Annotated in this window: 18 protein-coding genes; 12 read left to right on the forward strand and 6 right to left on the reverse strand. The window is 72.3% G+C overall.

Annotated features, from left to right (window positions below; all coding sequences use genetic code 11):
- Positions 1 to 575 precede the first annotated feature (575 nt).
- From LHA35_RS12545 to LHA35_RS12570, 6 genes are all read left to right on the forward strand, one after another.
- Entirely contained in the window at positions 576 to 1,178 is a 603-nt protein-coding gene (locus LHA35_RS12545; protein ID WP_226608616.1) for a transposase, read from the forward strand.
- Positions 1,179 to 1,421: 243 nt separating this feature from the next.
- Entirely contained in the window at positions 1,422 to 2,243 is an 822-nt protein-coding gene (locus LHA35_RS12550) for a class II glutamine amidotransferase (RefSeq protein WP_226608617.1), read from the forward strand.
- The gene (locus LHA35_RS12555) at positions 2,240 to 3,064 is read left to right on the forward strand and encodes a uroporphyrinogen-III synthase (RefSeq protein WP_226608618.1); all 825 of its coding nucleotides are present in this window, start codon (positions 2,240 to 2,242) and stop codon (positions 3,062 to 3,064) included. The genes LHA35_RS12550 and LHA35_RS12555 overlap by 4 nt, the downstream gene beginning before the upstream one ends.
- Before the next feature lie 269 nt (positions 3,065 to 3,333).
- Positions 3,334 to 3,573 carry a hypothetical protein gene (locus LHA35_RS12560; RefSeq protein WP_226608619.1) on the forward strand — a complete coding sequence of 80 codons (240 nt, stop codon included), beginning with the start codon at positions 3,334 to 3,336 and terminating at the stop codon, positions 3,571 to 3,573.
- A gap of 11 nt (positions 3,574 to 3,584) precedes the next feature.
- Complete coding sequence (locus LHA35_RS12565; protein ID WP_226608620.1) at positions 3,585 to 3,761, forward strand: hypothetical protein; 177 nt, start codon at positions 3,585 to 3,587, stop codon at positions 3,759 to 3,761.
- The gene (locus LHA35_RS12570; protein WP_226608621.1) at positions 3,754 to 4,722 is read left to right on the forward strand and encodes a tripartite tricarboxylate transporter substrate binding protein; all 969 of its coding nucleotides are present in this window, start codon (positions 3,754 to 3,756) and stop codon (positions 4,720 to 4,722) included. The genes LHA35_RS12565 and LHA35_RS12570 overlap by 8 nt, the downstream gene beginning before the upstream one ends.
- A 445-nt stretch (positions 4,723 to 5,167) precedes the next feature.
- Here LHA35_RS12570 and LHA35_RS12575 read toward each other — a convergent pair whose 3' ends face one another.
- Both LHA35_RS12575 and cysK read right to left on the reverse strand, forming a co-directional pair.
- On the reverse strand, positions 5,168 to 5,665 hold the full coding sequence (locus LHA35_RS12575; protein WP_226608622.1) for a cupin domain-containing protein: 498 nt from the start codon (positions 5,663 to 5,665) through the stop codon (positions 5,168 to 5,170).
- A gap of 125 nt (positions 5,666 to 5,790) precedes the next feature.
- Positions 5,791 to 6,810, reverse strand: a complete 1,020-nt coding sequence (cysK, locus tag LHA35_RS12580; protein WP_226608623.1) for a cysteine synthase A — start codon at positions 6,808 to 6,810, stop codon at positions 5,791 to 5,793.
- 352 nt (positions 6,811 to 7,162) lie between these two features.
- Here cysK and LHA35_RS12585 point away from each other — a divergent pair, with 352 nt between their 5' ends.
- The 5 genes from LHA35_RS12585 (at position 7,163) to LHA35_RS12605 (ending at position 12,105) form a co-directional block, all read left to right on the forward strand.
- On the forward strand, positions 7,163 to 8,185 hold the full coding sequence (locus LHA35_RS12585) for an extracellular solute-binding protein (protein ID WP_226608624.1): 1,023 nt from the start codon (positions 7,163 to 7,165) through the stop codon (positions 8,183 to 8,185).
- Positions 8,186 to 8,190: 5 nt separating this feature from the next.
- Complete coding sequence (locus LHA35_RS12590) at positions 8,191 to 9,279, forward strand: ABC transporter ATP-binding protein (protein ID WP_226608717.1); 1,089 nt, start codon at positions 8,191 to 8,193, stop codon at positions 9,277 to 9,279.
- On the forward strand, positions 9,276 to 10,145 hold the full coding sequence (locus LHA35_RS12595; RefSeq protein WP_226608625.1) for an ABC transporter permease: 870 nt from the start codon (positions 9,276 to 9,278) through the stop codon (positions 10,143 to 10,145). Before LHA35_RS12590 ends, LHA35_RS12595 begins: the two co-directional genes overlap by 4 nt.
- Entirely contained in the window at positions 10,145 to 10,936 is a 792-nt protein-coding gene (locus LHA35_RS12600) for an ABC transporter permease (protein WP_226608626.1), read from the forward strand. Before LHA35_RS12595 ends, LHA35_RS12600 begins: the two co-directional genes overlap by 1 nt.
- A 167-nt stretch (positions 10,937 to 11,103) precedes the next feature.
- Positions 11,104 to 12,105, forward strand: a complete 1,002-nt coding sequence (locus LHA35_RS12605) for a cyclase family protein (protein ID WP_226608627.1) — start codon at positions 11,104 to 11,106, stop codon at positions 12,103 to 12,105.
- Positions 12,106 to 12,247: 142 nt separating this feature from the next.
- Here the strand turns inward: LHA35_RS12605 and hydA are convergent, their stop codons facing one another.
- Positions 12,248 to 13,702 carry a dihydropyrimidinase gene (hydA, locus tag LHA35_RS12610; protein WP_226608628.1) on the reverse strand — a complete coding sequence of 485 codons (1,455 nt, stop codon included), beginning with the start codon at positions 13,700 to 13,702 and terminating at the stop codon, positions 12,248 to 12,250.
- 92 nt (positions 13,703 to 13,794) lie between these two features.
- Between hydA and LHA35_RS12615 the strand changes: the two genes are divergently transcribed.
- Positions 13,795 to 15,057 carry a hydantoinase/carbamoylase family amidase gene (locus LHA35_RS12615; RefSeq protein ID WP_226608629.1) on the forward strand — a complete coding sequence of 421 codons (1,263 nt, stop codon included), beginning with the start codon at positions 13,795 to 13,797 and terminating at the stop codon, positions 15,055 to 15,057.
- 253 nt (positions 15,058 to 15,310) lie between these two features.
- On the opposite strand, the gene LHA35_RS28635 is transcribed toward LHA35_RS12615, so the two are convergent.
- The 3 genes from LHA35_RS28635 to LHA35_RS12635 form a co-directional block, all read right to left on the reverse strand.
- Entirely contained in the window at positions 15,311 to 18,226 is a 2,916-nt protein-coding gene (locus tag LHA35_RS28635) for a PAS-domain containing protein (RefSeq protein ID WP_264185505.1), read from the reverse strand.
- Positions 18,227 to 18,229: 3 nt separating this feature from the next.
- Positions 18,230 to 19,333, reverse strand: coding sequence for a TRAP transporter substrate-binding protein (locus LHA35_RS12630; protein WP_226608630.1), 1,104 nt, complete (start codon positions 19,331 to 19,333; stop codon positions 18,230 to 18,232).
- Between the two features lie 324 nt (positions 19,334 to 19,657).
- A complete protein-coding gene (locus LHA35_RS12635; protein WP_226608631.1) occupies positions 19,658 to 20,638 on the reverse strand; it encodes a Bug family tripartite tricarboxylate transporter substrate binding protein in 981 nt (326 codons plus the stop codon).
- Positions 20,639 to 20,732 lie beyond the last annotated feature (94 nt).

Genomic DNA, 20,732 nt, shown 5'->3' on the forward strand with positions numbered 1-20,732 from the left:
TCAACCGCTTCGTCGCGGAGGCCAACGCCGACCCGCGCCCCTTCCGATGGACCAAGCACCCGGACCACGTCATCGCCGCCGCGAGGCGTGGGCACCAAGCGTTAGACTCGCTCCACTAGCTCCTGACCGAACCTTCACGTGCTCAGGATCGGACAAGATGCAACTGCGCGCTTTGCGCTCACCATTCGCAGAGGAGCTTTTGGGGCAGCTAGCCCGTCTTATTCACCAAGCCCCCTGGCGAACCCTCGCAGACGCAGCTTGCTCAGGGCTTTGGCGGCCAGAAGCGCGGGACAACCGCCACAATTCGCCGATGTGCTATAACTTACTGAAGTTGCACGTCTTTCAGGGCAATGCTGGCTCTGTCGTGAATAAGACGGGCTAGTAGTGCACGTCCAACGGACGTGCCCATTGGATCCGCCCTAACGGACGCAGCAAACCTAGAATGCTTCGACAACCGGCACGCCCGGAGATCTATATGCAGGGCGTTGACCGCTACCAAGATGCGCATTTTGCTAGATTTCTGGAAAATATTCCTATATCCTCCCCGCTCCGCCCGCCACCCCGGAGCGCCCCCCATGCCCGCCCCGCCCTCCCACCGCCGCTACACCCCGAAGCGCCCCTGGGCCCCGCTGACCGATGCGGAATGGGCCGCCATCCTCCCCCATCTCCGCACCGTCGTCATGGGCCAGGGCCGCCCCCTGGCCGATGCCCGACAGCGCATCGATGCCATGTTCCGCATCGCCGCCACCGGCCAGCCCTGGCACGCGCTGCCGGCGGATTACGGCAAGCCGGACACGGTCAGCCGCCATTTCCGCCGCCTCGCCCGCATGGGCCTCTGGATGCGCCTGGTCGGCGCCTGCGCGGACCCCGCCGCCCCCGCGCCGCTGCGGCGGATCGAGCATTTCATCGTCCGCGCCGCCCGCCGCGCCATGCGCGTCCTCGGCATGGATGCGGCCGTGATGGCGGAGAAACTCGGGCTGCTCAGCGCCATGCCGGTGCTGCCCATCTACCTCACCCGCCCCTACTGGTTCGCCCAGGTGGAGGGTGAGATGGCCCGCCTTCTCCGCGCCCATCGCGATGCGCCGCTGGCGCTGCCCTTGCGGGAGATGCGCGGCTGGCTCCGCCTCCTCCGCTTCTATGCCGGCAAGCCCTGGCACCGCCGCTGGGCCGAGCCATGAGCCACGCCCGGCCCGCCCCGGCCGCCGCCATCCCGCCACAATCCCCCCGGGGGGCTTTGTCCGAAACCGCCCGGCGCCGCCCCCGAAGCCGCGGGCCCGGCCCGCCTCCGGGGTGCCCGGGCCGGGGGCGGGGCGGATCGCGTCCAGGGCGGCGCGCCACGCCGCCGGCGCCCGCCGCGTTTCGCGCGGAGGGCGGCCGCCGGTCGTTCACGCCCTCCCGCGATCTGCTCTAGGGTGGCCGGCATGTGCGAACTCCTCGGCATGAGCGCGAATGTGCCCACGGATATCTGCTTCAGCTTCGCCGGGCTGATGCGGCGGGGCGGGCAGACCGGGCCGCATGCCGATGGCTGGGGCATCACCTTCTATGAGGACAAGGGCTGCCGCGCCTTCCACGACCCCCGCCCCTCCGCCCAGTCCGAGGTGGCGCATTTCGTCCGCCGCCACCCCATCAAGAGCCGCATCGTCATCTGCCATATCCGCCGCGCCAATCGCGGCCGGATCGCGCTGGAGAACACCCACCCCTTCCAGCGGGAGCTCTGGGGCCGCCCCTGGTCCTTCGCGCATAACGGCCAGCTCAAGGGCGTGAAGCGCTGGCGCCTCGGCGCCTACTGTCCCATCGGCAGCACGGATAGCGAGCACGCCTTCTGCTGGCTGATGGATGCGCTGCGCACCCGTTTCGCCAAGCCGCCCTCGGACCGGGAACTGGCGGCGGCGGTGGCGGAACTGGCGCGGCGGCTCTCGGCGCTCGGCGTCTTCAACATGCTGCTGTCCGACGGGCGCAGCCTGTTCTGCCATTGCAGCACGAAGCTTGCCTGGCTGACCCGGCGCGCGCCCTTCGGCCCGGCGACGCTGGTGGATGAGGACCTGACGGTGAATTTCGAGCAGGAGACCACGCCGCAGGACGTCGTCACCGTGGTGGCGACCCGGCCGCTGACGCGGGACGAGGCCTGGACGGTGATGGAACCCGGCAGCACGGTGGTGTTCCGGCAGGGCGAGCCGGTGCCGCTGCCGCGGCGGCGGGCGCCGCGGCGCGCGACACAGGTGACGAGGGACAAGGCGGCATGAGCGGATCCCTGGCCGGCCGGCGGGTGATGGTGCCCGAGACGCGGGAGCTGGAGGTGCTGGCGCGGATGCTGGAGCGCCACGGCGCCGAGGCGCTGCGCTGCCCGCTGGTCGCCATCATCGACCTGCCCGACCCCGCCCCGGCCGAGGCCTGGCTGCGCCGCTTCATCGCCGCGCCGCCCGATGACCTGATCCTGCTGACGGGGGAGGGGCTCTCCCGCCTGCTGGGCGTGGCCCAGCGCGCCGGGATCGAGCCGGACTTCCTCGCCGCTCTGCGCGGCACCCGCCGCATCGTCCGCGGCCCGAAGCCGCAGGCCCGGCTGCGCACGGTGGGGCTCTCGGCCGACCTCTCGGCCGCCGAGCCGACCACCGCCGGCGTCATCGCCACGCTATCCACGCAGGATTTGCGTGGAAGGCGGGTCGGCGTGCAGCTCTATCCGGACAACCCGAACCACGCGCTGCTGGATTTCCTGCGCGGCGCGGGGGCGGAGCCGGATCCGGTGCTCCCCTATGCCTATGCCACGAAGGAGGACGACGCGCGGGTGCTGGCGATGCTGGAGGAGATGGCGGCGGGGCGCGTGGACCTCGCCATCTTCACCGCGACGCCGCAGGTGCGGCGGCTGAGCGCGCTTGCCGCGCCGGAGCGGCTGCGTCAGGCGCTGGGGCGCACCCGCATTGCCGCGGTCGGCCCGGTGGTTGGCCAGGCGCTGGAGGCGACGGGCGCCCGGGTGGCGGTGATGCCGGAGGAGAGCTTCCACATGAAGCCGATGGTGAACGCCATCCTGGCCGCGATGGGCGCGCCCGGCGCGGAGAATCACGCTTAAGCCCGGTGTATTTTCGTCGAATAGATTGACATACGCTTTCGAAGTGTGATTTACCGTTGGCGAGGCGGCGGCCCCCTTGGCCGTGCCGTCCCGCTGACGGAGGCTGTTGCGATGTCCTGGCGTCTGGTCGCCGACCCGCTCCGTTCCCGCTCCCTGCCGGGCGGGTGTCGGACCACCTGTCCGCGCTGAGCGCCCGCGCGGCCCGGCGCCGCGAACCCCTGACATCGACCTTCACGCCATGCCGGCCCCGCGCCGGCGGAGGACGCCCCGTGTCCGCCTCCCTGCCCGTTGCCCTGTCCGACACCCTGGTCGGGACCGCCGTTCCCCAGGCCGGCCGCCTGCGCTTCACCGCCGCCGACCCGCGCCTCGCCAATCTCGACGGCGCCTTCTTCGACAGCGCCGCTGCCGCCCGGCGCATGGCGGAGACCGTGCTGACGGCGCGGGCGCCCCTGCCGAATGGCGGGCCGGTCGCCGGCCGCGCGCTGCTCGCCCTGCTGCGCCAGGGCTGAAAGGACATCCCATGACGCCGTCCCTGCTGCTCGCGGCTCTGCCGGTACCGGCGCTGCCGGTGGAATCCGCGCTGGTGCTGACCCTGGCCGCTGCCGCGGCGCTGATGGCCGCGCTGGGCCCGGCGGAGGCGCCGCCCCCCGCGGAGGCCAGCTCGGCCGCCATCTTCGCCCTGCATGGCCATGTCTGAGGCCCTGCGCCGCCGGGCGCTGCTCGGCGCCGGCGCGGCCCTCGCGCTCGCCCCCGCGGCCCGGGCCCAGATCTGGCCGGACCGGCCGGTCCGGCTGATCGTCCCAGTCTCTCCGGGCGGCAGCATCGACCCGCTGGCGCGGCTGATCGCGCGGCACCTGCAGGAGGCGCTGGGCCAGCCGGTGGTGGTGGAGAACCATCCCGGCGCCGGCGGCAATATCGCCTTCGAGATGGTGGCGCGCGCCAGGCCGGATGGGCATACGCTGCTGGTCGGCTGGGACAGCCTGGCGATCAACCCGGCGCTCTTCCCGAAGGTCGGCTACGACCCGCTGCGCGACTTCGCGCCTGTCATCCAGACGGTGCGGACGGCGCAGTTGCTGGTGGTGCGCCCTGGCCTGCCCGCGGCCGGCCTGGCGGAGTTCCTGGACCTGACGCGGCGGCAGCCGATCACGCTGGGATCGCCCGGCAATGGCAGCATCGGGCATCTCGCGGCGGAGCTGCTGAAGGCGCATGCCGGCGCGGAGTGGACGCATGTGCCCTACAAGGGCGGCGGCCCCGCGCTGGCGGACCTGATGGCCGGCCATATCGACGCGGTCTTCCTGACCCTGCCGGCCGCGACAGAGCATGTGCGCGCCGGCCGCATCCGGGCCATCGCGGTCAGCGCCACGGCGCGGGCGCCGGCGCTGCCGGCGGTGCCGACGGTGGCCGAGAGCGGCCTTGCGGGCTTCGAGGTGACGTCCTGGCAGGGGCTGCTGGCGCCGGCCGGGACGGAGGCCACGATCCTGCGGCGGCTGAATGCCGAAACCGCGCGGATTCTGGCGCTGCCGGAGGTCGTCTCGCAACTGGCGGGGCAGGGCTTCGAGCCGGTGTCCGGCCCGCCTGAGGCTCTGGCGACACGCCTGGCCGAGGATGTGCCGCGCTGGCCAGGGATCGTGAAACTCGCGGGTGCCCGCGTGGATTGAAGGCATGCTGGCGCCGCGCGCGGGCACCCTGCCACCTCATGGGGCAGCGGACCGGGCAGGCGGCAGCCTGTTGGACGTATCCTCCCCACCTTGGCCGGGGTCCACGGATCCCGGCCATTCTTTGCCTGCCCCGGATGGCCGGCGCCGTGCTGTCCCGCAGACATGCCGAGGCCCGTCCCCGGCCGCGGGCGCCGGCACTGCCTTCGATGGCTTGCCTGCGCGCCGCCCGGTGCGGGCCACTGCGGGGCCTCAGCCGCCGATGGCGGCTGCAAGCCAGAAACCATGCCGCTCGGTGTCATACCCGCCCGCATAAATCCTGACCTGCAGCCGCCGCAGGCGGCTGAGCGCCCGGATGGGCGCCGCGCCAAGTGGCGCGTAGCCAAGCCGCAGAGCGGCGCCGGCGACTGAGGACGCATAAATGCGTCAGCATTTACGCGGGTTGGTGTCAAACCCCGCCATTCCTGTGGATCGGGTCAATCCACAGCACCTCTTCGGGCTTCTCCACCGGCTCGATGTCGAGATTGACCACCACCGCCTCGTTGTCCGAGCGGACGAGGACGCAGCGCAGCGTCTCGTCCGTGGACGCATTGATCTCCTGGTGCGGGACGAAGGGCGGGACGAAGATGAAGTCGCCCGGGCCGGCCTCGGCGACGAATTCCAGCTTCTCGCCCCAGCGCATGCGGGCGCGGCCCGACACGATGTAGATGACGCTTTCCAGCTCCCCATGGTGGTGGGCGCCGGTCTTGGCATTCGGGTGGATATGGACCGTGCCGGCCCAGATCTTCTGGGCGCCGACCCGCGCTGCGTTGATGGCGGCGGCGCGGTTCATGCCCGGGGTCTGGGCGGTGTTGGTGTCGAGCTGGTCGCCCGGGATCACCCGCACGCCGGTATGCTTCCACCCGTCGGGCGGGGCGTCGTGGCTGTGGTGGCCGTCATGCGGCATGGCGCGTCCTCCTGGTGATGGCAGGCCGAGGTGGTGCCGTTGTCCCGGCACCGGGCTCGGGGAAACAGATGGGGGCTGAACGCCGGAGGGGTTCAACGGGGATACCTCCCCCGGCACTCATTTTTTCAGAGCCCCGCGAAGAGCTCCGTGGACAGGTACCGTTCCGCGAAGGAGGGCGCGATCCCGACCACCAGCCCCCCTTGCAGCCCCGGCTCCCGCGCCACCTGCAGCGCCGCGTGCAGCATGGCGCCGGAGGAGATGCCGACCGGCAGCCCTTCCATCTGGGCGCAGCGCCGGGCGGCGGCGATGGCGTCCCGCTCGCTGACCCGCAGCACCGCGTCGAGCCGGTCGAGGTCCAGCACCGCCGGCTTGAAGCCGGCGCCGATGCCCTGGATGCCGTGCGGCCCCGGCTCGTCGCCGGAGAGCACGGCGCTCTCGGCCGGCTCCACCCCGATGACGCGGAGGCCCGGCTTGCGCGGCTTCAGGGCGCGGGCGATGCCGGTGAGCGTCCCGCCCGTGCCGACGCCGCCGATCACCACATCCACCTCGCCGGCGGTATCGGCCCAGATCTCCTCCGCCGTGGTGCCGGCATGGATCTCGGGGTTGGCCGGGTTGTCGAACTGCTTCGGCATCCAGGCGCCGGGGGTTGCCGCCACGATCGCCTCGGCCCGCGCGATGGCGCCGGCCATGCCGCGGCGGGCGGGGGTGAGTTCCACCTCGCCGCCCATCAGGCGGATCATCTTGCGCCGTTCGATGCTGGCGCCGTCCGGCATGACGACGATCAGCCGGTAGCCCTTGGCGGCGGCGACGAAGGCGAGGGCGATGCCGGTATTGCCGGAGGTCGGCTCCACCAGTGTCGAGCGGCCGGGGGCGATCAGCCCCTCCCGCTCCGCGGCCTCCACCATGGCCAGGCCGATGCGATCCTTCACCGAGCCAAGCGGGTTGAAGAATTCGAGCTTGATGGCGAGGTCGGCCGCCAGCCCATCCGCCGCCTTCAGCCGGTTCAGCCGCACCAGCGGCGTGGAGCCGACGATGTCCAGCACGCTGTCATAGATCCGGCCATGGGCCGGCAGGGGCTCGGTCCCGTGGAGATCCGGCTCCGGGCGGGGGGCACGGCGGGGAAGGCTGCGGGCGGCGTCCGACATGGGACTGCGATATCACCCTTCGGCGCCGTAGATCAGGGGCCAAATGAGAAAATTCGGGACTGGGAGGCGGAAAATCCCGGCGGGCCATCGTTCCAACCATCTGCCGTTCCCGTCCGTGCCGGTGAATGCGGCGATCCTCGCCGGGCCGGCGGCGCTGCTGCCGGGCGGGGGAGCGGCCAAGGCCCGCGCCGGAGGCGCGGGCAGGGGGCGCCAGTCTCCTTGCACAAGATCTGGGCGATGCGACCGCATTCCGGGCGGGGCGCCGGCCGGGAGGCCGTGCCCGCGCCGCGGGTGCCGAGGCACGGTCCTTGCTGGGCGGGTCCCGACCGACCTGTCACACGGAGACGAGCCGATGCTGATCCGCCCGACGCGGCGCGCCCTGCTGGGCGGCGCCGCCCTGCTCGCCACGCCCGCCATCCTGCGCGCCCAGACGCCGGAGATCTTCGTGGGCGGCCCGGCCTCCCCGGGGCTCACCGACATCCTCTTCCCGCGCATCGAGAAGAAGCACGGCTTCAAGATCCTGTTCGAGGGCACGAACAGCCTGATCAACCTCGAGAAGATCCGCAGCAACCGCGCCCGCCCCACCATGACGGTGACGATGATGGACGACCCCGTCCTCATCCTCGGCGAGCGGGAGGGGCTGCTGGAGCCGCTGCGGGGCAAGGCCATCCCGAACCTGGCGGATATCCGGGCGGAGGCGAAGCCACGGGATTTGATGTGGGCGAACTGGTGCTTCCCGGCCGCTTCCATCAGCTACCAGACCCAGAACGTGAAGGCGGCGCCGCAGAGCTATGCCGAGGTCTGGGACCGCAAGTACCGCGACAAGGTCATCCTGATCTCCATGCGCATCACCCAGGCGGTGGTGCCGCTGCTGGCGGCGACGCAGCTCGCCACCGGCAAGCCGCTGGCGGAATGCCTGAAGCTGGCCGATGAGGGTTTCTCGAAGTTGCGCGAGCTGAAGCCCAATATTCTCCAGATCACGACAAATCCGCCCCAGGCGCAGCAGCTGCACGAAAGCGGCGAGGTGGACCTCTATCTCTCGCCGGACAGCCGCACGACGCTATTCCGCAAGAGCCAGCGCGCGCCCGTGGACCTCGCCTTCCCGAAGGAGGGCACGGTCGCCATGCCGGCCGGCGTCGCCCTGGTGAAGGGCGGGCCGAACCCCGAACTGGGCATGAAATTCATCAACGAGCTGCTGGACCCCGAGACCCAGGCGCTGGTCGCCGGCACCTTCTTCTCCAAGCCCACCAACACCAAGGCGGTGGCGCCGGCCGGGCTGAACCTGCCGGAGCTGGTGGTGCTGGACTGGGAATACTTCGCCGACAACCGCAGTCGTTGGATCGAGCGCTTCGAGCGGGAGATCAGCGCGCGGTGACAGGGATGGCCGCCCTGCGGCAGGCAGGGCACCTGACGGTCGCCGGCGCTGCCAAGCGCTTCGGCGCCGCGACCGTGCTGGACGATCTCTCGATCGCGGTGGCGAAGGGCGAGTTCGTCTCGCTCCTCGGCCCCTCGGGCTGCGGCAAGACGACGCTGCTGCGCTGCATCGCCGGGCTGCTGCGGCCGGATAGCGGCCGCATCACGGTGGCGGGCCGGGACATCACCACGCTGCCGGCGCACAAGCGGAATGTGGGCGTGGTGTTCCAGAACTACGCGCTCTTCCCCCATCTGACGGTCGCCGAGAATATCGGCTTCGGCCTGCGCGCCCAGGGCATCCGCCCGGCCGAGGCGGCGCCGCGCATCGCGGAAGCCCTGGCGCTGGTGCGGATGAGCGAGCATGCGGGCAAGCCCGTCACGGCGCTGTCGGGCGGGCAGCAGCAGCGCGTGGCGGTGGCGCGGGCCCTGGTGGTCCGCCCCTCGCTCCTCCTGCTGGACGAGCCCTTCTCGGCGCTCGATCGCAAGCTGCGGGAGACGATGCAGGTGGAGCTGAAGCACCTGCTGCGGGAAGTCGGGATCACCGCGATTTTCGTGACGCATGACCAGGAGGAGGCGCTGGTCGTCTCCGACCGCATCGCGGTGATGAATGCCGGGCGGATCGAGCAGTTGGCCGATCCGGCGACGCTCTATGGCCGCCCGGCCTCCCTCTACGTGCTCGATTTCGTCGGCCAGTCCACGCGGCTGGCCGGGCGGGTGAGCGCGGGCGGCGGCGGCCTCGTTTCGGTGGAGACGGCGCTCGGCCCGGTGCGGGCGCCTGGGGCTTTCGCGCCGGGCAGCCGGGTGGTGGTGGCGGTGCGGCCGGAGGCGGTGACGCCCGGCGCCGCCTCGCCCGCCGAGGGGTTGAACCGGATCGAGGCGCGGGTGCGGGAGGTCTCCTTCCTCGGCTCCCGCACCCAGCTCCATCTCGACCTGCCGGAGGAGGGGGAGGACCGCGGCGTGGTGGAGCTGGCGCGCCTGCCGGAGGGCATCGGCCCCGGCAGCCCCGTGACCCTGAGTTTCCGGGAGGAGGACACCATGCTGTTCCCGGCCGCATGAGCGCGACCGCGATCGAGGCGCCGGCCCTGCCCGCGCCGCGCCGGCGGATGGACCCGCTGGGGCTGCTGGCCCTGCCGGGCATCGCCTTTCTCTTCGTTGTCTTCCTGCTGCCGCTGGCCCTGCTCCTCTGGTCCTCCATCCGCGGCGGGGAGGGCTTCACCCTTGCCGGCTACTGGCGGGTGCTGGGGGATGAGTACTACCGCGGCGTCATCCTCGCCTCGCTCCAACTCGGCCTGGTCACCACATCGGGCGCGCTGCTGCTCGGCTATCCCGCGGCCTTCGCCCTGGCGCGGGCGCGGGGCGGCTGGCAGGTGCTGCTCTTCGCGCTGGTCTTCCTGCCGCTCACCGTCTCCATCATCGTCAAGTCCTTCGGCTGGGGCATCGTGCTGCGGCGCGACGGCATCCTGAACTGGCTGATGCTCAACCTCGGCCTGATCGAGCGTCCCGTCCGCATGATCTTCACCGAGGGCGCGCTCTATGCCGGCATGATCAATGTCTTCCTGCCCTTCATGGTGCTGCCGATCTACTCGGTGGTGCGGATGATGGACCCGCGCCTGCCGGATGCGGCGGCGACCCTCGGCGCCTCGCCCTGGTTCCGCTTCACCCGCGTGACCTTGCCGCTCTCGCTGCCCGGCGTGGTCGCCGGTGTCTCGCTGGTCTTCTCCCTCGCGGTCGCGGCCTATGTCACGCCCTCGCTGCTCATGGGCGACCGCTACATGACCATGTCCATGGTGATGGCGAAGGCCTTCCTGAACCTGCGGGACTGGCAGCTCGGCGCCGCCATGGCGGCCGTGCTGCTGGCGGTCGCGGCCTTCGTGGTGGTCGGCGCCTCGCTGCTGCAGCGGCGGCTGGGGGGAGGGCGGTGATGGAGCGCCTGGGCCTCGGCATCGCCTGGACGGCGCTGATCATCGTCATCCTCTTCCTGCTGCTGCCGATCCTGGTGGTGATCCCCGTCTCCTTCACCGAGGCGACGGTCTTCCGCTTCCCGCCGGAGGGTTTCTCCCTCCAGTGGTACCAGAAGATCCGCAATGTGGACGGGCTGCTCGGCGCCCTCTGGCTCTCGGCGCAGATCGCGGCGCTGGCGACCGGCCTTTCCCTGCTGCTCGGCACGCTCTGCGCCATCGCCTTGGTGCGCGGCGCGGTGCCGGGGGCGGCCGCGATCACCACCTTCATGGTCTCGCCGCTCATGCTGCCGGGCCTGGTGCTCGGCATCGCCTTCCTGCAGGCGATGCGGGAGGTGGGCCTGCGCGATGCCTGGTGGTCCCTGCTGCTGGCGCATGTCGTCATCACCATGCCCTTCGTCATGCGCACGGTGCTGGGCAGCCTCGCCATGTTCGACTTCGCCATGGTGGATGCGGCGCGGACGCTCGGGTGCAGCTATCCCGTCGCGCTCTGGCGGGTGCTGGTGCCGAACATCCTGCCGGGCTTCGTCTCCGGCGCGCTGTTTGCCTTCATCGCCAGCTTCGACAACTACCCCGTCTCGATGTTCCTGGTGGATGTGCGGACCAAGACGCTGCCCATCCAGCTGCTGAACTACCTGGAGATCAGCCCGGACCCGACGCTGGCCGCGGTCAGCACCGGACTGATCGGGCTGACCGTGCTGGTGCTGATCCTCTGCGACCGGCTGGTCGGGCTGCGGCGGATGGCGTCCATCTAGCGGCCGGGGCGCTCCGGCCGGGCCGCCGGCGAAGTCCGTTGCGGCCCGGCCCATGGCGGGCCGGCGCCGTCCTGCGGCGTGACTGTATACAATGTTGACAAGTGAGTCGTTTCAGCGACCATTCCGCCTGCGCCTGGCCTTGCCGCGCATCCGGGAGGAACACGCCAATGAACCGACTCATGTCGCGCCGCAGTGCATTATGGGGCCTGTGCGGCGGCTGCGCCGCGCTCGGCTCCGGCTTCCGCGCCACGCCGGTGCAGGCCCAGGGCGCCGCCCCCGCCGCGGCCGCCGCGGCGGGCCCCGTCCGGCCGTCCCGCTTCGGGCCGAACGACACGATCGGCAACATGAATCTGGTGACGCCGCAGAAGGTGCAGGAGGCCTCCCGCCTGGTGACGCAGGGCCGCGCCTACCCGCTCGGCATCGTCGTCGATCGCAGCACGCCGGCCTTCCCGCCGCGCAGCGTCGGCGTCACCGTCCTCATGCCGGGGCAGGAGGGCGGGCAGACCTTCGGCAGCAACAAGATGTCCTATGTGGACGACATGATCAGCGGCTGGCTCGGTGTCGGCACGCAAATCGACACCTTCGCCCATCTCGGCATCGACTACACCTTCTATAACGGCAACAAGGCGGCCGACTTCGTCCGCACCACCGGCGTCACCAAGCTAGGGGTGGAGGGCGTGCCGCCCATGGTGACGCGTGGCGTGCTGGTGGACCTGGCGAAGTTCAGGAACAAGCCGCGGCTGGATGGCGGGGAGCTGGTGACGGCGGACGAGCTGCGCCAGGCGATGCAGCAGCAGAATGTCCGCGTGACGCCGGGCGATGTCGTGGTGCTGCACACCGGCTGGCTGTCCATGCTCGGGGAGAATCCGAAGCGCTTCGGCGATGAGGAGCCGGGGATCGACGGCGCGGGCGCGGAGTTCCTCGCCTCCCTCCAGCCCTGCGCGGTCGGCGCCGATACCTGGGGCGTGGAGGCGGTGCCCTTCAAGGACCCGAACCTGCTCTGGCAGGGCCACCAGGTGCTGCTGGCGCAGCACGGGATCCATATCCTCGAGACGCTGGACACCGCGCCGCTCGTCCGCGACGGCGTGGCCGAGTTCATGTTCGTGCTCGGCCAGCCGCGCTACAAGGGCGCCGTGCAGGCGATCATCAACCCCATCGCCATCCGCTGAGGCGCCCGGTCGGCGCGGGGCGCCGCCCCAAGCCGTGAACCGGCCGCCAGGATACAGGGCGGTCCGATGACCGGAGGGCCTCCAGGCCCGGAGGTCTGAATCGGCCCGCTCGACAGCCAAGGCGCCGGGCGGCGGCCGGCATTCAGGCCGGCACGCCGTCCACCGGGTTGAAGGGGCCGGGGAAGATGCCGCGCGGCTTGATCATCTCGTAGGGCCCGCGCGGCAGGAACCGCCCATGGCCGGGCGCGCCGACCACGCGCCCGCCTTCCACCACCGGCACGCCGCGCACCAGCGTGGTCTCCGGCCAGCCCGTGACCTCGAAACCCTCATAGGGCGTGTGGTCATTGGCGTCCTGCACCACCGCCTGGGTGATCGTCACGCGCTTCGCCGGGTCCCAGATGGCGATATCGGCGTCGCTGCCGACCGCGATGGTGCCCTTCCGCGGATGCAGCCCGAACAGCTTCGCCGCATGCGTCGCGGTGATGGAGACGAAGGTCGGCAGGTCGATCCGCCCCTTCACCACGCCTTCCGAGAACAGGACCGGCATGCGCACGGCCAGGCCCGGCACGCCGTTCGGGATGCGGGTGAAGGGCGCGTCCTCGCCGAAGGCGGATTTGCCGTCCGGCCCGGCATAACGCGTCGGCGCGTGGTCGGAGGTGATGTTGCCGATGACGCCGCGCCGGATCATCTCCCACAGCGCGGCCTGGTCCGCCCTGCTGCGCGGCGCCGGGCTGCAGACATATTTCGCGCCCTCGAAGCCCGGGCGGTCGAGGTCCTCCGCGGTCAGCACCAGGTATTGCGTGCAGGTCTCGGCCCAGACCTTCAGGCCGCGGCGCTGCGCCCGCTCGATCTCCTCCGCGCTCTCGCCGCCGCTGACATGGAAGACCTGGATCGGCACGTCCAGCGCCTCGGCCATGGCGCAGACGCGGTGGACGCATTCGCGCTCCACCACCATCGGCTTGGCCCAGGCATGGTGCTTCGGCGCCGTCAGCCCGGCCTTCAGCAGCGCCCTGGTGTGGAACTCGATCAGCTCATGGTGCTCGGCATGGATGCAGGTGAGGGCGCCGAGGCGCCGCGCCGCCGCCAGCACCTCCAGCGCCTGGTCGTCGGTGATCCGCGCGCCGGCATAGGTCAGGAAGATCTTGAAGCTGCGGTGACCCTGCTCCACCAGCCGCGGCAGTTCCTCCTCCAGGATCTCCGGCCGCGGATCGGTCAGGATCAGGTGGAAGCCGTAGTCGATGCGGCTGTGCCGCGCGCGCTCCAGATGCTCGGCGACACCCTGGGCGATCGATCCGCCGCGCTCTTGCCGCGCGAAGCCTATCACCGTGGTGGTGCCGCCGACGGCGGCCGAGGCGCTGCCGGAGGCGAAACTGTCCGCATTCACCGTGGGGCCGCCGCGCGGCTCCTCGATATGGGTGTGGCTGTCGATGCCGCCGGGCAGCACCAGCCGGCCCGTCGCGTCGATCTCCTTCGCCCCGGCGCCCAGGCCGCGGCCCAGCGCCACCACCTGGCCGCCCGTGATCCCCACATCGCTCCCGAACACGTCGCTCGCGGTCGCAACGGTGCCGTTGCGGATGACGAGGTCGAATTCTGGCATGGCGATGTCTCCGGCGCGTCGTGATCCCGCGCCGCATTGCAGCCGATCGCCCCGCGCGCCACAAGGGCGGCCGACAGCGCGAGGGGGCCGGGATGCAGGCGGATTCGGCGGTGCGGATGGCGGAGCTGATGTTCGCGGCGCTGCGCGAGGCCTCGCTCGACCCGCCCGGCGTCAGCCGCGCCAGCTACGGCCCGGGCGAGCGTGCCGCGCATGCCATCGCCCGCGCCGCGGCGGAGGAGATCGGGCTGGAGGTCGAGACCGATCCGATCGGCACGCTCTCCATGACGCTGCCTGGCATGAATCGCGAACTGCCGCCGGTCGTCATCGGCTCGCATCTCGATGCGGTGCCGCATGGCGGCAATTACGACGGCGCGGCGGGCGTGGTGATGGGCCTTGCCCTCGCGGCGCGCCTGCGCAGGGCAGGGCCGGTGCTGCCGCGGGACCTCGTCATCCTCGGCATCCGGGCGGAGGAGATGTGCTGGTTCCCCATGCCCTATCTCGGCAGCCGCGCCGCCTTCGGCCTGCTGCCGCCGGATGCGCCGGACACGCTGCGCCGGACGGATAGCGGCCGCACGCTGGCCGAGCACATGGCGGAGGAGGGGTTCGACCCGGACTTCATCCGCCAGGGCCGCGCCTCGCTCGACCCGCGCTTCGTCCACGCCTTCATCGAGCCGCATATCGAGCAGGGGCCGGCGCTGGTCGAGGCCGGGCTGCCCGCCGCCATCGTCACCGGCATCCGCGGCAGCCTGCGCTACCGCGCCTGCAAGGCCACGGGAGCCTGGGCGCATGCCGGCGCGGTGCCGCGGCAGGGGCGGCGGGATGCGGTGCTGGCGGTCGCCTCGCTCGCGCATGCGCTGGAGGAATTCTGGCGCGTGGCGGAATCCGGCGGCCGCGACCTGGTGCTGACCATGGGCGAGTTCTGGACCGACCCGGCGATGCATGGCCCGACCCGGATCCCCGGCCAGGTCACCTTCAGCCTCGATATCCGCAGCGAGGACCCGGCGGTGCTGCAGGCCGCCGAGGCGCTGCTGCGCGACCAGGCGGCGCGGATCGAGGCCGAGCGCGGCGTGACGATCGACTACGGCCCGCCCCTGCCCGTGCCGCCGGCGCCGATGGATGCGCGGCTGCGTGCGGCGCTGGCGCGCGGGGCGGAGGCGGCGGGCGTCCCGGTCATGGCGATGGCCTCCGGCGCCGGGCATGACTGCCTGACCTTCGCCGGGCTCGGCGTGCCCGGCGCCATGCTGTTCATCCGCAACGAGCATGGCAGCCACAACCCCGAGGAGGCCATGGCGATGGCGGATTTCGCCGCCGCGCTCGAGGTGCTGGCGGCGGCGATCGGCGAGATCGCCGCCTGACCCGCGCGCCCCGGCACGCTCCCGGGCCGGGGCGGCGGGCGCGGGGAAGGGGGCTGCGGGATGGTGTGGCCGCGCGCGGCACCGGGGCTGCGGTTCCGGATGGCGCCGCACGCCGCCCGGCGGCGGTTGCAGGTGGCGCGGAAGGCCGGCGGCACCACGCCGCTGACGGCACCGCGCATCCTCGCGTCATCCTCCCCCGCGCCGGCGGCTCCGGCCAGGGCGCGGCCTTCAACCTGGCGGCGCCGTTTTCTGCTTAGGCGGCGGCGACGCGCACCGTATCGCCCTCCGGCCCGGCGCTCCCCTCCGGCGTCAGCGCCGCGACCGTCTCTGCGGCGACGGCCAGCACGGCGGCCCGGAGGGCCTGCGCCGCCTCCGGTGTCATCTGTCGCGCCTCGCCCTGCAACTGCCGCGCCGCCGTGGCAAGCCGCGTGGCCCCGAGCGTGGCCGCCGCGCCGGCCAGCCGGTGGGCGGAGGGGATCATGTGATCCGCCGGCATCGGCGCGGTGGCCCGGAGCTGGTCGGCGGCCTCGCGCATCTCGCGGATGAACTCGCCCGCCAGGCTGCGCGCGGCCTCGGGATCGAGGCCGGGCACGACCAGGGCCGCGCCGGGCGGGCGGCTCAGCAGCGGGAGGTCCGCGAAGCCTGCCGCCTCCGGCGCCTCCGGCGCGGGCCGGGCATCGCCGGTCAGCCGCGCCAGCGCCGCGATCAGGGCCTCGCGCTCGATCGGCTTGGCCAGATGGGCATCCATCCCCGCCTCCCGGCAGGTGGCAACGTCCTCGGCGAAGGCGCTGGCGGTCACGGCCAGGACCGGCACGCGGGCGGCAGGGCCGGGCAGGGCGCGGATCCGGCGCGTCGCCTCCAGCCCATCCATGCCGGGCATCATCACATCCATCAGCACCACGTCGAAGGGCCGTCCCCCCGGCGGCTCGGCCAAGGCGTCCAGCGCCAGCGCGCCGTCCGCGACGCAATGGGCGCTGTGGCCGGCGGATTCCAGCAGCGCGCGGGCCACGACCAGGTTGGCCGGAACGTCATCCGCGACCAGCACATGCAGCGCCTTCCGCGCCGGCATGCCCGGGGCGGCCTTCTCCGGCTCCGCCGCGGGGGCGACCGGGCGCAAGGGCAGTTCCAGCCAGAAGACCGCGCCCTGTCCGGCGGGCGAACGGTCATTGGCGTCACACCCGATCCGGCCGCCCATCTGCTCCGCGATGCCGGCGGCGATGGCGAGGCCAAGGCCGGCGCCGCCCGCCTTCCCGCGGTCGAGCTGCACGAAATCGCCGAAGATGGCGCGCCGCTGGTTCTCCGGCACGCCCGGGCCGGTATCGCGCACCTCGATCCGGACCGGCAGCACCGCCTCGACGTCGATGGGCCCGAGCGTCCAGGCCGCCAGCTCCACCTGGCCGCCGACCGGGGTGAACTTCACCGCATTGGACAGCAGGTTGAGGACCATCTGCCTGAGGCGGGTCTGGTCGAGCTCGGCCGCGGCGGGCAGGTTCTCCGCCAGGTCGAGGACAACCGTCACCCGCTTCTCCTCGGCGGCCGGGCGCACCAGCATCGCGCAGTCCCGCAGCAGCCCGGCAAAATCGGCGGCGGTGGCGCGCAGCTCCAGCCGGCCGGCCTCGACCTTGGCGAGGTCGAGCACGTCATTCGCCACGGCGACCAGGTGCCGCCCGGCGGCTTCCAGGGTCTCCGCCCGCTTCCGCTGCTCGCCCGACAGCGCCGGGTCGCGCGCCAGTGCCTGGGCGAGGCCGAGCACCCCGTTCAGCGGCGTGCGCAGCTCATGGCTCATGCGGGCGAGGAAGCGCGATTTCGCCTCGGTCGCCGCCGCGGCGGCGTCGCGGGCCTGGGCGAGATCCGCCATGGCATGCTTCAGCGCCGTGATGTCGGTGCGGATGCCCACCGTGCCGCCGGTCGGCGTCCGCCGCTCGGCCACCAGGATCCAGCGGCCATCCGGCAGCAGCCGTTCCATGCTGGGCTGGTCGTTCCGGTGCCAGGCGGTGATCGCCGCCACGAAGGCCTCGATATCCTCCCCGGCCTGCGGGTACTGGCCGCGCTTCGCGCCTTCCCGGATGATGTCCTCGAAGCGCGCGCCGGCGACGATGAAGGGAGCACTGACCGCGTAGAGGTCGCGGTAGCGCTGGTTGCAGATGACCAGCCGGTCCTCGGCGTCGAACATGACGAAGCCGTCCGGCATGGTCTCGATCGCGCTCTCCAGCAGTTCGCGCGCGGCGGTGCGTTCCGCCTCGATCCTTTCGCGCTGGCGGAGCGCGGCATTGAGCGCGAGGCCGAGCGCCCCGATGAGGAGGGCGCTGCCGATCGCCACGAACATCAGGCGCCGGCGATCCTGCTGGAAGGCTGCGAGGGCGGCCTGCGTCTCCAGGCTCGCGACGACGAAGAGGTCGCGGTAGAGCGTGGGCCGCGCCGCGGCGAAGACGGTCACCGGCGCAAGGCGCCCGGGGATCTCGACGGCGCTGCCGTCCAAAGGCAGGCTGGTGGCGCTGCGGCTGAGCCGCTGGCCGATCCAGGTTTCGTCATGCGGCAGGCTGGCCAGCAACTGGGCATCGGACCGCTCGATCGAGAGGCGCAGCCCGGGTGCCTCCCCCACCGGCGCCAGCATGGTGGTGACCAGGGGAACCGGAACCTCCGCCACCGCGACCAGGTCGGGCGCGCCCGGCAGGTCCATGGCGCGGAGGACGAAGAGCGTCCATTCGCCGGTGAGGGGGTTGCGGGCCGGGCCGCCGACCACGGCGCTGCCGCTCCGCTTCGCCTCGTCCAGCCGGGCCGGTTCGACCGGTGGGGGGCGCGTGCGGGAGGCCGGGAGGGCACTCGCCCAGGGCCGGCCATCCGGCTGCAGGATGACCAGGTCGCGGAAATTGAGGTTCTGGAAATTGATGTCCCGCAGCATCCGGGTGGCCGCGGCCCGCTCCACCCCGCCATCCCGGGCGAGCTGGCCGAGCACGGCCGGAAGCCCGGCCAGCGTGCCGTCGATCGCCAGGAAATGCCGGTTGACCGTGCTTTCGGCCATGCGGGCGACGCGCTGGATCGTCTGCGTCGCGTTGGTTTCGGCCGTCTCCCGCAGCCGGTCCAGCAGCAGCGCGGTGCCGAGCAGGATGGCCAGCAGGACCAGCGCGCCGGACAGCGCGACGGCGAGGCGAAGGCGGCGTACCTGCATGTGCTATTCCGCCCTCGCCGGGATGCCGCGTGCCTTGCCCAGGATCCGGTTCCAGGTATCGGCGCAGTCCGGGCCGCAGCGCTGCACCCAGGCCGGCAGCACGACATCCGTCAGCAATTGCTGGCGGCGCGCCATGTCCTGCGGCCGGTCCTCGACGATCGTCATCCGCCCGCGGCCGCCGGCCACGCAGTCCGGCCGGCCGGCATTGCAGGCCAGCCCGTCCTCGGTCTCCTCCGCCGCGCCGCGCCAGATCTCCTCCTGCAGGGTGGCGAGCCCGCCCTGCAAGGCGGTGCTCACCTCCTCCGGCAGCGCGTCCCAGGCCCGCTGGTTCGCGCCGAAGATGGCGACGCCCCAGGTGAGGGCGGTGCGGGCGACATGGGTGGTGACCTCATGCAGCCCGATGGCATTGCCGGAGAGCGTGCCGGTGATGGCGCATTCGAAGACGCCGTTCCGGATGGAGGGGACGATCTCGGCGAAGGGGGTGACCACCGGCGTCGCGCCCAGCGCGGTGATGAGCTCCGACTGCCCGACCGAGGAGACGCGGATGCGACGCCCGGCCAGGTCGTTCAGCCCGGCGAAGCCCTGGCGGCAGAACATGACCTGCGCCGGATAGGTATAGACCGCCAGCAGCTTCACCCCGTAGCGCTCGCGCAGCAGCTCCTCCAGCCGGGGGCGCCAGAGCCGTTCCGTCTCGCGCAGGGTGGCCAGGTCGGGGTTCAGCAAGGGCAGGTCGACCGCGTTCAGCTCCGGCTCGTCGGCGGCGGCGAGGGCCAGCAGCACGGTGCCGAAGGAGACCACGCCCAGCCGCATGAGCTGGAGCATCTCCTGGCCACGGATGCCGCTGCGGTCGAAGGGGGCGATCTGGGCGCGGACGCGGCCATTGGTCAGGCCCGGCACCCGGTCGGTCCAGAAGGGCGCCTCGTAGCTCACATATTGCCGGATGGTGGCCAAGCCGCCGACGACCTTCAGCTCGATCGGCGGGGCGGTCTCGGCGGCGGCCGGCGGGCCTCCGGCCAGCAGCAGGCAGAGCAGGCCCAGCAGCGACGCCGCCCGGCGGCCGAGCGCCGCGGCGGGGGAACGGCGCAGGGGCAGGTGGTCAGGAAGCATCCCGGTCATCCTGTGGCGGCCATGGGCGGCCGGTGGGTCATGCGGTGCGGCGGCAGCGCGGTCCTGCTGGGGTCCTTCACCCTGGCATGAACCTACCGGTTGTTTGTGCCCCTTTACAGCCCCGCTGGATGCGCGTGATCCGGGAATTCCCGCCGCCGACGCATGGCCCCGGCCCGGCGCGGCGCCTTGCGCCCACCGGGCCCGGCCGCCACGCGGCGCTGGCGGCAGCATCCCGAAACCCGCGGCCGGCGAGGCCGATCCGCAGCCCGACCCGTTACACCTGACAACATGCCGGTTTCTTGACGGCGGCATGCCGCCGTTTCGTCAGGGCTCCAGCCGGACGCCGGTCCGGGCCACGACCTCGCGATACTTCGCCACCTCCCGCCGGATGAAGGCTTCCGCCTCCGGCAGGCCGTTCGGGGCACGCCAGGCGTCATGGCCGGCGGCGAAGAGCCGGTCGCGCAGCGGGTCCTCCTGCAGGGAGGCGACGAGGGCGCGGTTGATCGCCTGCGCCGTGGCCTGCGGCATGGCAGGCGGGCCGACCAGGATGAACCAGGTGTCGAAGTCGAAGCCGGGCACGCCGCTCTCGGCCAGGGTCGGCAGGTCCGGCCAGGTCGGGAAGCGGCGCTGGCCGGTGACCGCGACCGGGCGCACCAGCCCTTCCCGCATCATGGCGTTGGCCGAGGCGAGGGCGGCGATGCCGAACTGCGCCTCCCCCGTATGGATGCTCTGCAGCATCTGCGCGCCGCTGCGATAGGGCACGTGCACGAAGCGGGTGCCGAGATGCTGGCCCAGCATCTCGGCCGCCAGGTGCAGCACGCCGGCGACCCCCGAGGTGGCGTAGGTGATGCTCTCGGGCGGGGCGCGCCGCAGCGCCTCCACCGTCTCGGCCGCATTGCTTCCGGGGAAGCGGTTGGTCACCACCAGCACCAGCGGCGGCGCGCCGATGACGCCGAGATGGGTGAAGTCCGCCACCGGGTCGTAGCGGTTCCAGTTGGTGATGGCATTGGGGGCGATGGCGTGGGAGCCGGTCTCGGCCACCATGATGGTGAAGCCGTCCGCCGGCTGGCGGCGCAGCCATTCGCTGGCGACCGCGCCGGCCGCGCCGGGGCGGTTCTCCACCACCACCCGGGTGCCGGCGCCGAGATGCGCGGCGAAGCGGTCGGCCAGCAACCGGGCGGCGATATCGGTGGAGCCGCCGGGCGCGTAGCCGGTGACGAGGATGACCGGGCGTTCGGCGAAATTCTGGGCCCGCGCCGCGAGCGGCAGGGCGGCGAGCAGGGGCAAGAGGGTCCGGCGGCGCATCTGGTTCCTCCCTGGCGGTCTTGTTGCCGCCAGGAAAGCACCGGCCGCGCCCGGCCGGGAAGCCCGCCCGGCCAGGGGGCGGACGCAACATCGT

This window comes from Roseicella aerolata, assembly GCF_020523605.1.
GTDB lineage: Bacteria > Pseudomonadota > Alphaproteobacteria > Acetobacterales > Acetobacteraceae > Paracraurococcus > Paracraurococcus aerolatus.

What these genes read in the sequence shown, in the direction of transcription:
- LHA35_RS12545 (WP_226608616.1), top strand. Translation starts at nt 576, where the DNA reads ATGCCCGCCCCGCCCTCCCACCGCCGCTACACCCCGAAGCGCCCCTGG.
- LHA35_RS12550 (WP_226608617.1), top strand. Translation starts at nt 1,422, where the DNA reads ATGTGCGAACTCCTCGGCATGAGCGCGAATGTGCCCACGGATATCTGC.
- LHA35_RS12555 (WP_226608618.1), top strand. Translation starts at nt 2,240, where the DNA reads ATGAGCGGATCCCTGGCCGGCCGGCGGGTGATGGTGCCCGAGACGCGG.
- LHA35_RS12565 (WP_226608620.1), top strand. Translation starts at nt 3,585, where the DNA reads ATGACGCCGTCCCTGCTGCTCGCGGCTCTGCCGGTACCGGCGCTGCCG.
- LHA35_RS12570 (WP_226608621.1), top strand. Translation starts at nt 3,754, where the DNA reads ATGTCTGAGGCCCTGCGCCGCCGGGCGCTGCTCGGCGCCGGCGCGGCC.
- LHA35_RS12575 (WP_226608622.1), bottom strand. Translation starts at nt 5,665, where the DNA reads ATGCCGCATGACGGCCACCACAGCCACGACGCCCCGCCCGACGGGTGG.
- cysK (WP_226608623.1), bottom strand. Translation starts at nt 6,810, where the DNA reads ATGTCGGACGCCGCCCGCAGCCTTCCCCGCCGTGCCCCCCGCCCGGAG.
- LHA35_RS12585 (WP_226608624.1), top strand. Translation starts at nt 7,163, where the DNA reads ATGCTGATCCGCCCGACGCGGCGCGCCCTGCTGGGCGGCGCCGCCCTG.
- LHA35_RS12590 (WP_226608717.1), top strand. Translation starts at nt 8,191, where the DNA reads ATGGCCGCCCTGCGGCAGGCAGGGCACCTGACGGTCGCCGGCGCTGCC.
- LHA35_RS12595 (WP_226608625.1), top strand. Translation starts at nt 9,276, where the DNA reads ATGAGCGCGACCGCGATCGAGGCGCCGGCCCTGCCCGCGCCGCGCCGG.
- LHA35_RS12600 (WP_226608626.1), top strand. Translation starts at nt 10,145, where the DNA reads ATGGAGCGCCTGGGCCTCGGCATCGCCTGGACGGCGCTGATCATCGTC.
- LHA35_RS12605 (WP_226608627.1), top strand. Translation starts at nt 11,104, where the DNA reads ATGAACCGACTCATGTCGCGCCGCAGTGCATTATGGGGCCTGTGCGGC.
- hydA (WP_226608628.1), bottom strand. Translation starts at nt 13,702, where the DNA reads ATGCCAGAATTCGACCTCGTCATCCGCAACGGCACCGTTGCGACCGCG.
- LHA35_RS12615 (WP_226608629.1), top strand. Translation starts at nt 13,795, where the DNA reads ATGCAGGCGGATTCGGCGGTGCGGATGGCGGAGCTGATGTTCGCGGCG.
- LHA35_RS28635 (WP_264185505.1), bottom strand. Translation starts at nt 18,226, where the DNA reads ATGCAGGTACGCCGCCTTCGCCTCGCCGTCGCGCTGTCCGGCGCGCTG.
- LHA35_RS12630 (WP_226608630.1), bottom strand. Translation starts at nt 19,333, where the DNA reads ATGCTTCCTGACCACCTGCCCCTGCGCCGTTCCCCCGCCGCGGCGCTC.
- LHA35_RS12635 (WP_226608631.1), bottom strand. Translation starts at nt 20,638, where the DNA reads ATGCGCCGCCGGACCCTCTTGCCCCTGCTCGCCGCCCTGCCGCTCGCG.